The organism is Labilibaculum sp. K2S, assembly GCF_030372765.1.
Classification (GTDB): domain Bacteria; phylum Bacteroidota; class Bacteroidia; order Bacteroidales; family Marinifilaceae; genus Labilibaculum.
The window spans coordinates 1-2,018 of the sequence record NZ_JAUCMW010000059.1; the positions used below are offsets into that span (position 1 = coordinate 1).

At 31.4% G+C, this 2,018-nt stretch carries 3 protein-coding genes; all 3 read left to right on the forward strand.

Translation table 11 applies throughout. The features are described from left to right. Positions 1 to 85 precede the first annotated feature (85 nt). The 3 genes from QUH73_RS20630 to QUH73_RS20640 all read left to right on the forward strand — a co-directional run bounded on the left by QUH73_RS20630 (position 86) and on the right by QUH73_RS20640 (position 1,963). Positions 86 to 856, forward strand: a complete 771-nt coding sequence (locus QUH73_RS20630) for a YARHG domain-containing protein (protein ID WP_289532336.1) — start codon at positions 86 to 88, stop codon at positions 854 to 856. Positions 857 to 1,021: 165 nt separating this feature from the next. Next, entirely contained in the window at positions 1,022 to 1,432 is a 411-nt protein-coding gene (locus QUH73_RS20635) for a hypothetical protein (protein WP_289532337.1), read from the forward strand. A gap of 12 nt (positions 1,433 to 1,444) precedes the next feature. Beyond that, positions 1,445 to 1,963, forward strand: a complete 519-nt coding sequence (locus QUH73_RS20640; protein ID WP_289532338.1) for a hypothetical protein — start codon at positions 1,445 to 1,447, stop codon at positions 1,961 to 1,963. Positions 1,964 to 2,018: the final 55 nt, after the last annotated feature.

Here is a 2,018-nt window from a genome sequence, read left to right on the forward strand (position 1 = left end):
TGTTTTGTTAATTTTAAAAAACGAAAGGATAAAACACTTTTACGTTAGCAAACATTAGGTCAACGACACCGATAAACAAAACTAAATGAAAAAAATACTGATTTTCATACTTCTGATAAGTAGTTTCCAGATATACGGACAAAACTCAGATTTTGAGAAACTTATTTTAAAATACGGACAAAGTGACAATGAATTGGATACTGTATTATTAAAAAAATATTTCGACGTTGACTTGCATCCCGATTTTGCTCCATCAGGATATGCAGATAAAATAATATTTAGAAAACCCCATATGATTGGATTATCATGCAATGTGCCATGTATTGCGGGAGGAATGTGTGAATCAAGTAAGTTCAGGATTTTTGATTACCAAGGTAACATCATAGATAAACTTGATAGATTTGAGTATGTTTTCGCCGACTGTCAAGATAATAGCGAAAGATACTGTGCTTATCAGTCTGACTCCTTACTTATTTTAGTTGAGGAGAAAAGTGAAACAGATTGCGATAATGATTCTCTTTTAAAACTTGATATTTCATTTAGCACATATAAAATTGATACAGATGGCAAAATTTCAGAATTAAATAAAAATCACATTGATACAAAACGTGATTATTTTATTGCCTCAGTACAATTGCTCACAGATTCAGATTTGCAAAATAAAAATAAACAGGATTTGGCAACAATGAGAAATGAGATATTTGCAGCTCATGGATACATTTTTAAAACAGATAAATGGAGTGATTTTTTTAAGACAAAGGATTGGTATTCTCCAAGATTTGATAATGTAGATAAATATCTGACTATTATTGAGAGAGAAAATATTAAGATGATTAAGAAACATGAAAAATTATAACGTTTGCTAACAGCCAATATAAGTAAGCTGGGGGTCAGTGGTTTATTTAAAGTTTGTACATTTAATAAAATTTTTAACGGTTTGACAAGTGAGTGACTTCGAAATCCCAGCCAACTCATATTGGCAAAACGTTGTGCTTCATGCTAAGAAACCGTACTGCAAATTATGACTGTACTATTTGAAACAAAAAAATTGATAATTGAACATGAGTTTGAAAATGCCTACTTGATTGAAAAATCTTCAGGTAAAGAACTCTTATTTGACGATTTCCATGGAGACCCAAAATGTGGACTGATAAGTAAAAAGAATGATTGGGCTATTATCGCAGGAGAACATTTAACAATATGGCGAGCTGATAAGAGAAATAATAAACAAGTAGAACGGATTGAGAATGAAGAATTAAAATGGATTCATGACGTTAGATTGAAATCTGAGAATATTGTTGAGATTTTGACAGACCCATGGAGTGAGAAATCAGCAATTTGGGAATTGGATATTGAAACATTAGAATTCATAAAAATAAGAGAATTCAGAGAATATCAGGATTTAGAACACACTGATACAGTTAAATGGTAAGATTTACTGATTATGACTAAAACGGAATTTTTTAAGAACATAAAAGAAATAGTTACGGATAAGATTTACCTTACTGAGAATCTTGATGAGTTGAATAAGGAGATTGAAAATAATCATTGGTCGATTGGTATCGATTCCGATACTGCCAAAAATGTTAAAAATGAAGACTTAAAAGTATTTTTAAGTAAAGTGGTTAAGAATAGAATTGTGCAACTTGACAATTCTGATAAAAACATGGACTTGATATTTTATTCATGGTTTGATGAGCAAGCAGGAAATCTAAATTTGAATTTTATTAATGCAGATCATGAAATTTTGCCATTTAGGGCAGAACTTGAATTTGTAGATTCTATTGATGCAATAATTAGTGATTTCTTAGGCTCAAAATATTTGGATGGAATTCCATGGGATGAACTTGAAGACGCATCGGGTGATTCTGATTACAATGATGAAACTGGTTTTAAATTAAAAGTTTATAAAGAGAAAATAATAAAAAGCACGAAAGCACAATCGAATAGCCCGCCCCGCTAGTAATCACTAGCAGGGAGAGGCTTTCACACCACTGTACGTACGGGTCTCGTATACA